The following is an 8,058-nucleotide window of genomic DNA, read 5'->3' as shown; positions in this document are numbered from 1 at the left end:
ATACCTGCTGTCTTTCGGATTTACCGCCACTGCGGTGTCTCCGAGCATAGTCTCCGGCCGGGTAGTGGCCACGGTAATGGATTTATCAAGGGCGCCTTTTAACGGGTATTTGAGATAATAGAGGTTGGCCTGCAGGTCATGATGCGGCGCTTCTTCGTCAGCCAGCGCGGTCTGGCAGCGCGGGCACCAGTTGATTATGCGGTTGCCCTGGTAAATCAGGCCTTTTTCGTATAACCGTACAAAGACCTCAGCCACGGAATCCGAGTAAGGCTCATCCATGGTAAAGCGCGTGCGCTGCCAATCGCAGGAAGCCCCGAGTTTTTTTAGCTGGCGGATAATGGTTGATCCGTATTGTTCGCGCCAGGCCCAGACCCGCTCGATGAATTTATCCCGGCCGAGATCCTGTCGTTTTAGGCCATCTTTGGCGATGGATTTTTCCACCACGTTCTGGGTGGCTATGCCCGCGTGGTCGGTCCCCGGCATCCACAGCGCTTCTTCGCCTTTCATCCGGTGGTAACGGATAAGGATATCCTGGATAGTATCGTTCAGGGCATGGCCCATGTGCAGTATGCCGGTGACATTCGGCGGCGGGATTACGATACAAAAAGGTTTCTTGGCAGGGTCAGCTTTAGCAAAGAAATGATTATTCTCTTCCCAGGATCTATACCACTTATCTTCGACCTCAATGTGGCTGTAACACTTGGCAAGTTCAGTCATGATTTATTTGGAAACGTTGCCCTTAAGCAGCTTGTATTCGATGGAATCGGATAATGCCTGCCAGGAAGCCTCGATTATGTTTTCCGACACGCCTACCGTGTTCCAGGATTCGTTTTTGTCTTGGGACTGGATGAGCACTCGCACGCTGGCCGCTGTGCCCGCTTTTTCTTCCAGCACCCTTACCTTAAAGTCCGACAGATGCATCTCGGAAAGTTTGGGATAAAAATCCTTTAAGGCCTTGCGCAGGGCGTTGTCAAGGGCGTTGACCGGGCCATCGCCTTCGGCGGCGGTATGCTCGAGTTTGCCTTTTACCCGGATCTTAATGATCGCCTCGGTAGTGATCTGTTTGCCCGATTCCTTATTTACCACGACCCGGAAACTCTCCAATTTAAAGAATTCCGACACCTTACTCAGGGATTTTCTCAATAACAGCTCAAATGAGCCTTCCGCTGCTTCGAAATGATAACCTTTGAGCTCAAGAGATTGCAGGAGCCCGTGAAGTTTTTTTATTTTCGGGTCGTCTTTGGTCAGGTCAAGGTTGGATTCCTTGGCCATCAAGATAATGCTGCTTTTCCCGCCTAATTCCGATAAAAGCACCCGGCGTTTATTCCCCACTGTTTCCGGCGCGATATGTTCATAGGAAGATTTTTCTTTCATTACCGCGTTAATATGCACTCCGCCTTTATGCGCGAAAGCCGAATCCCCGACATACGGCTGAAAGCTCATATGTCTCATATTGCTTATTTCGCTGACGAAATAGGATAATTCCGTAAGCTTATTCAGCTTTTCTTCGGGGATGGTCTTGATCCTCATTTTCAGCGAAAGATTGGCGATGACCGGGATAATGTCGGCGTTGCCGCAGCGTTCGCCATAACCGTTCACCGTTCCCTGGACCATATCGCATCCGGAATGGACAGCGGAAAGCGAATTGGCGCACGCTACACCGGAATCATTATGGCAATGTATCCCCAGCGGAGCTTTTAATCTGGGTTTGATCTCGGCGATTATCTTATGGATCTCATCAGGGAGCGTTCCCCCGTTAGTATCGCATAATACCAGGAAGCTGGCGCCGGCATGCTGAGCGGACAAAAGGCACTTTAATGCGTAATTTGGGTCGTTCTTGTATCCGTCGAAGAAATGCTCCGCGTCGTAAAGCACGACCAGCCCCTTTTTAACCAGGAAAGCCACGCTGTCTGAGATCATCTTAAGGTTTTCTTCAGGCGTGGTCTTCAGGACGCTCTTGACGTGCAATAACCAGGTTTTTCCGAATATCGCCGCGAATTTTACCCTGGACCTCAGGATGTCCTTCAGGTTCTTATCCATGCTTGCTTTTATATGCGCTCTGCGCGTGGAGCCAAAGGCGACGACTTTGCTTGTTTTTAAAGGCTTGTCGGCCATTTTTTGGAAAAACATCATATCTTTGGGGTTTGACCCCGGCCAGCCGCCTTCAATATAGTCGATCCCGACGGCATCCAGTTTTTCGGCAATACGCAGTTTGTCGTTCAGGGAATAAGTTATCCCTTCCCCCTGAGAACCGTCCCTTAATGTCGTGTCATAGATCTTTATCTTGCGCATATGGATGCCCCCGTTTTTAACCTAATCCGAATTTTGCGTGGATCGTTTTAACCGCTGTCTCAGCGAATTTTTTCTCGATTATGCAGGATATGCTGATATCCGATGTGGAGATCATTTCTATGTTGATCTTGTTTTCGGCTAAAGTCCGGAACATCTTTGCCGCTACCCCGGGATGCGACTTCATCCCTATCCCGACTATCGCGACTCGGGCGATATCCTCGTCCTTTATGACCTCCCCCGCCTCGATCGCTTTGGCGATCTTGCTGGTCAGTTTTATCGCTTTTGCCAGATGCGCCTTGGCGATGGTGAACGATATGTCGGTCTTGCGGGTATGGCTTACGTTCTGCACGATCATATCCACGCTTACACCGCCGTCCGACAGTTCGTTGAATATCCTGGCGGCCACGCCGGGTTTGTCCGGGACATCGCAGATGGTCAGCTTTGCCTCGTTCTTGTTCAATGTTACGCCGGTAATAAGCGCCTCTTCCATTTTGTTGACCTCCTTAATGATCAATGTCCCGGGTTTGTTTGAAAAAGACGAACGCACATGCAAAGGCACGTTGAATTTTTTGGCTACTTCGATCGAGCGCGGCTGCATTACCTGCGCGCCCAGTGACGCCATCTCCAGCATTTCGTCAAAGGTTATCGACCTTATTTTTTTCGCTTTCGGCTCGATGCGCGGATCGGTCGTATATATCCCCTCGACATCGGTGTATATCTCGCATTCGGATGCCTTCAGTTCTTTTGCCAGGGCTACGGCGGTAAGATCCGAGCCCCCGCGGCCCAGGGTGGTTATGTTATGCTCCATGGTCACGCCCTGGAATCCGGCCACGATGACGATCCTGCCTTTTTTTAATTCCGTTTCGATTTTATCGGCGTTGATCTTGATGATCCTGGCCTTGGTGTAATTGGCGTCGGTGATTATCCCGACCTGCGCTCCGGTGAATGATATCGCCTCGTATCCTAATTTATGTATGGCCATAGCTAAAAGCGCCACGGATATCTGCTCGCCGGTGGATAAGAGCATGTCCATTTCCCTCTCGGAAGGATCGGTGTTTATTTTCGCGGCCAGGTCTATTAACTCATCGGTAGTGTCCCCCAGGGCGGAGACCACCACTACCAGGCCGTAGCCTTTCTTTTTATAGCTTACCACCTTTTTTGCCACGTTCTGGATCCGTTCGACGTTCGCCACCGACGATCCGCCGAATTTTTGCACTATTAACTTTCCCATTCTTATTTGCTCCATTTCATTTTTCTGATATATGCTATGCCTACCCGGTATTTTTCCATATCCGGTATTTTATTGCAATAGGCCACTTTCCCTGAGACCAATCCCGCTTCTTTGAAAGTCGTGAAGGGGAACTTTATGTGCAGCCTGATCATGTCTTTCTCCAGCTTTTTATCGCAGAAAAAAGAGATCCCCGCCATGTTTATGTCGTTTACCAGGTATTCCTGCGCGCCGGCTATAGCCCCGGGCTCGACGATCCTGCAGGTGATCATTTTATCATTAGGGACTTTGATCCTCGCCCATCTTCTGCGCTTATGCATGTCTTTGGTGCTTTTTTTATAAATAGCATAGGCTTCGATGAGCAGAAGCAACGATAAAACGACCAGCAGGGCGTACAGAACGATATATAAATTTATCATAATGGCCGGCTCCTCGGGTAAAGGTTATTAAAGTGTATCGGACCTAATGAAACAATCCATCAGCTCGTGGCCTTTTTCAATAAACAAATCTGATTTTTGCGCTTCTTTCTCGGAATAATTTAAAAATCCCCTGCCGGTGATCCCGTGGCCGAAAATGCCGAAGAATATCGTATCCGCGGTATGCGTCTTCAACGATACCGGCGTTGCGTGGTCAGGCAATACCGCTATCCGGAAATTCTTTTTGTGCTTCAGGGCTTTTAAAATAGTCCCCGCGACAAGCTGGTCAAAACGCTCGATCGCGGTGATCTTTTCTTTTAAATCGCCGTTATGCCCGGCTTCATCCGGTGCTTCCACATGCACAAAAACGAAATCTTTCTTTTCCAGGGACCTCAACGCGGCCTTTGCCTTGCCTTCGTAATCCGTATCGTAATAACCTGTGGCTCCGGGGACGTTGATCACGTCCAGGCCGATGATCTTGCCCAATCCTTTGATCAGGTCTACCGCGGATATCACGCTTCCGGTAAGGCCGTATTTCTCGGTGAATTTCGGCATGTTCGGTTTTTTGCCCTGGCCCCAAAGCCAGATCATATTCCCCGGGTTCTCTTTGAGGTCGAGCCTCACCTGGTTTATTTCATGGCTTGCCAGTATTTCCTGAGACTTAAGCATCATTTCTGTCAATATTTGGCTGTTCTTGCCTTTAGGCAGGTTTTTGCTGATATTTTTGCCGGTAATATCATGCGGGGCTATGCATTTTAACTGGTCAAGCCCGTCCAATGTCCCATTCTTGGCCAGCATCAGGTGGCGGTAACTTATCCCGGGATAAAACCGAAAATTGCCTTTGCCTAATTTTTCATCGATCGATTTTATCAGGATCGCGGCTTCTTTGGAGCTTATATGGCCCGCGCTGTAATCGACCAATGTGTCGGCGGTCGCGGTGATCAGGTTGCATCTGAATGCCACATCGTTTTCTTCAAGCTCTATGCCCAGGTTTGCAGCTTCCAGGGGGCCTCGGCCGGAATAAAACTTCTTAGGGTCATATCCGAAGATCGACATATTCGCCACGTCCGAAGCGGGGGTCATCTTTTCCGGGATCGTTTTTATCCTGCCCAGCCTGCCGTGCATGGCGATAAAATCCAGGTTCGGGGTGCGTGCCGCCTCAAGAGGCGTGCGGTCCCCTAATTCCGGGATCGGATAATCGGCCATTCCGTCAGCTACAAGGACAATGTATTTCATAATTTAGGTCTTTGCCAGATGTTTGATCAAATTACGCGCGAGATCTTTTTTGTTCCGCATTTCCTTAGAGACAAACTCGTGATTGATGATATACGCCTGGTATTTATCCCCGGTTAACGTATTGGCTATGACTATGTCCAGGTTCGCTTGTTTCTGCAGGATCCTCGCTTTTTTTAACAATGCCGTTTTATCGGCCTGCGGCTGGAATTTAAAGCCTATTGCCAGTATCAACGGGTCTATCTTTTTGATCCTCTGGATAAGCTTGGGCGTTTTTACCAGTTTCAGGGAGAGGTCGTCCCGGTCCGAACGAATTTTGGCGCCAAACGTTTTCTTTAGCTTATAATCCGATACCGCCGCCGAATGTATTATGGCGTCATATCCGCGTGTGGAAAGCTCCGCGGACATCAGTTTTTCGAGTTCATCAAAGAAGCGAAAACGGACAACCCTTGCCTTATCCGGGAGATCGCGGTCAATCCCCGGGCCTAACAGCAAGGTTACCTTCGCGCCTGAACGGATTAAAGCCTTGGCCAGTAATATCCCGGTTGTCCCGGTGGCGGTATTGGATATGACCCGGACCGTATCGATCGCCGACCACGTCGGTCCGGCTGTTATAAGTATTTTTTTGTTTTTTAAGATCATTAATAACCGATCGCTTTTAAGATAGATTCAAGCCTGGGTTTTACGATCTTTGGGGTTTTTATGGTTTTTATCGCCCTGTCCGGGTCTTTTAAGCCATGACCGGTAAGAACGCATATTATCTTTACTGCGGATCTTTGTCTGCCGTATTTTTTAAAATAACCGCGCTTTGCCAGTTTCAGCATTCCGGCGACCGAAGCTGCGGAAGCCGGCTCGGCAAAAACCCCGTCTTTATCCGCCAGTAATTTATACGCCTCGAGTATCTGTTTATCGGAAACCATATCGATCAGGCCTTTTGATTCATTCCGCGCCTGTTCGGCCAGTTCCCAGCTCGCCGGGTTGCCTATACGGATGGCTGTGGCAATGGTCTCGGGTTTCTTTATGGGTTTCCCTCTGACGATCGGGGCCGCGCCTTCCGCCTGGAATCCCAGCATCCTGGGGAGGGTTTTTATTTTACCGGCAGCCTTGTATTCTTTATAACCTTTCCAGTAGGCGGTGATGTTACCGGCGTTGCCTACCGGTATCACATGGAAGTCCGGCGCCGCCTCCAGAGAATCGCAGACCTCAAAGCTTCCGGTTTTTTGCCCTTCAATGCGAAAAGGATTTATCGAGTTTACCAGGGTTATCGGGTATTTCCCGGTGATGATTTTGACCATGTCCAGCGCGTCGTCGAAATTACCGTCTATGGCTATGACCGTCGCCCCGTGGATCAGGGCCTGGCTTAGTTTGCCCAGGGCAATGTGTCCTCCGGGAATCAGGACTATGCATTTTAACCCTGCCCTGGCGGAATACGCGGCAGCGGAGGCTGAAGTATTCCCGGTTGAGGCGCACATTACCGCTTTTGACCCTTCTTCGCAGGCTTTGGATATGGCCATGGTCATTCCGCGGTCCTTGAACGAGCCGGTGGGGTTAAGCCCTTCATATTTCAGGTATACCTGGAAATTCCCGCCTAATGTTTTACTTAAATAAGGCGACGGGATTAACGGGGTATTGCCTTCATTCAGGGTTATTACCGGGGTCTTGGCGCTTACCGGAAGGTATTTGCGGTATTTGTCGATAATGCCTTTGTAGAGCATATTATAAATCCTCTATCCTGATGGCTATGGATTTTTCCTGGATCAGGTTCAATTTATCGATTATTCCCAGCGCGGTGCGCAGGTTCTTTTCTTTAGCTTCATGAATGATCATAACGATAGGCACTGAATGGGTTTTTCGCCTTTCTTTCTGGGTCACTGAGGCGATGCTTATCCCGAATTTCGCCAGGACCCCGGATATCTGGGCTAAAACCCCGGGTTTATCCAAGGCTATAAAACGGATGTAATAACGGCTTTCGAATTCGTCGATCTTGCGTAATTTATTGATTGTTTTATCATCAATTATGTTCAATGTCGGCCTGAACATACCGGCTTTTATATCCTGGGTAAGGTCTACCAGGTCGGATACCACGGCTGAGGCTGCGGATAACTGCCCGGCGCCCGGGCCGTAAAAAAGCAGTTCTCCGGCCAAATCGGATGAGACGTGAATGGCGTTAAAAACATCGTTGACTGATGCTAAAAGATGTGTATCAGGCACTAATGTCGGATGCACCCGTACTTCCAGGCTGTCGGTCTCGCGCTTGGCGATCGCCAGCAGTTTTATGGTAAAACCGAGCTCCTTGGCGTAATTTATATCCGCCAGGGAAACGCGGGATATCCCCTCGATGAAGATATCGTTCAGGCTCACCATTTTGCCGAAGCAAAGATATGTCAGCAGAATTAGCTTATGCGCGGAATCGATCCCTTCCACGTCCAGGGTGGGGTCTTTCTCGGCGAAACCTTTTGCCTTCGCCTGGCGCAAGGCCTCGGCGAAAGTGCAGTTTTCCCGGGACATGCTGCTCAGTATGTAATTGGCTGTGCCGTTGACAATGCCGAAAACACTGTTGAATTTATTGGCGACCAGGCCTTCCCGCAGTGATTTTATTATCGGGATACCGCCGCCCACCGACGCCTCAAAGTATATGCTTTTAGAGCTTTCCCGGGCCAGGGTAAAAAGCTCCTTGCCATCCTGGGATAGCAGCGCCTTGTTGGCGGTAACGATGTTTTTGCCTCTTTTAATCGCCTCGGTGATGAATTCCTTGGCCGGGTGGACGCCGCCGACCAGTTCCACTACTATGTCGATCTGCGGGTCGTTCAGGATATCTTTCGGGTTGGTGGTCAGAAGGGTTTTGTCCACGCTGACGTTGCGCTTGGAAACGGTATCCTTATCGCAGAT

At 49.7% G+C, this 8,058-nt stretch carries 8 protein-coding genes; all 8 read right to left on the bottom strand.

What is annotated here, in order from left to right; genetic code table 11:
• Positions 1-717 (bottom strand): class I tRNA ligase family protein (locus M0R35_07385; protein ID MCK9595478.1); only part of this gene is annotated, 717 nt, incomplete at its 3' end.
• Positions 718-720: 3 nt separating this feature from the next.
• A complete protein-coding gene (gene cimA / locus M0R35_07380; protein MCK9595477.1) occupies positions 721-2,292 on the bottom strand; it encodes a citramalate synthase in 1,572 nt (523 codons plus the stop codon).
• 16 nt (positions 2,293-2,308) lie between these two features.
• Positions 2,309-3,523, bottom strand: coding sequence for an aspartate kinase (locus tag M0R35_07375; GenBank protein MCK9595476.1), 1,215 nt, complete (start codon positions 3,521-3,523; stop codon positions 2,309-2,311).
• Positions 3,524-3,525: 2 nt separating this feature from the next.
• Positions 3,526-3,939, bottom strand: a complete 414-nt coding sequence (locus tag M0R35_07370; protein MCK9595475.1) for a hypothetical protein — start codon at positions 3,937-3,939, stop codon at positions 3,526-3,528.
• Between the two features lie 27 nt (positions 3,940-3,966).
• Positions 3,967-5,172, bottom strand: a complete 1,206-nt coding sequence (locus M0R35_07365) for a cofactor-independent phosphoglycerate mutase (protein ID MCK9595474.1) — start codon at positions 5,170-5,172, stop codon at positions 3,967-3,969.
• Between the two features lie 3 nt (positions 5,173-5,175).
• A complete protein-coding gene (locus M0R35_07360) occupies positions 5,176-5,811 on the bottom strand; it encodes a phosphopantothenoylcysteine decarboxylase (protein ID MCK9595473.1) in 636 nt (211 codons plus the stop codon).
• Entirely contained in the window at positions 5,811-6,884 is a 1,074-nt protein-coding gene (gene thrC / locus M0R35_07355) for a threonine synthase (GenBank protein MCK9595472.1), read from the bottom strand. The genes M0R35_07360 and thrC overlap by 1 nt, the downstream gene beginning before the upstream one ends.
• A 1-nt stretch (position 6,885) precedes the next feature.
• Positions 6,886-8,058, bottom strand: a 1,173-nt coding sequence (locus M0R35_07350) for a homoserine dehydrogenase (protein ID MCK9595471.1), incomplete at its 5' end; no start/stop codon positions are given.

Source organism: Candidatus Omnitrophota bacterium, from assembly GCA_023227985.1.
Classification (GTDB): domain Bacteria; phylum Omnitrophota; class Gorgyraeia; order Gygaellales; family Profunditerraquicolaceae; genus JALOCB01.
The sequence above is the reverse complement of the archived record's forward strand: the minus strand, read 5'-3'. Positions and strand labels throughout refer to the sequence as shown.

Coding starts and splice junctions, on each gene's coding strand:
- cimA (MCK9595477.1), bottom strand. CDS start 2,292: ATGCGCAAGATAAAGATCTATGACACGACATTAAGGGACGGTTCTCAG.
- M0R35_07370 (MCK9595475.1), bottom strand. CDS start 3,939: ATGATAAATTTATATATCGTTCTGTACGCCCTGCTGGTCGTTTTATCG.
- M0R35_07365 (MCK9595474.1), bottom strand. CDS start 5,172: ATGAAATACATTGTCCTTGTAGCTGACGGAATGGCCGATTATCCGATC.
- M0R35_07360 (MCK9595473.1), bottom strand. CDS start 5,811: ATGATCTTAAAAAACAAAAAAATACTTATAACAGCCGGACCGACGTGG.
- M0R35_07375 (MCK9595476.1), bottom strand. CDS start 3,523: ATGGGAAAGTTAATAGTGCAAAAATTCGGCGGATCGTCGGTGGCGAAC.
- thrC (MCK9595472.1), bottom strand. CDS start 6,884: ATGCTCTACAAAGGCATTATCGACAAATACCGCAAATACCTTCCGGTA.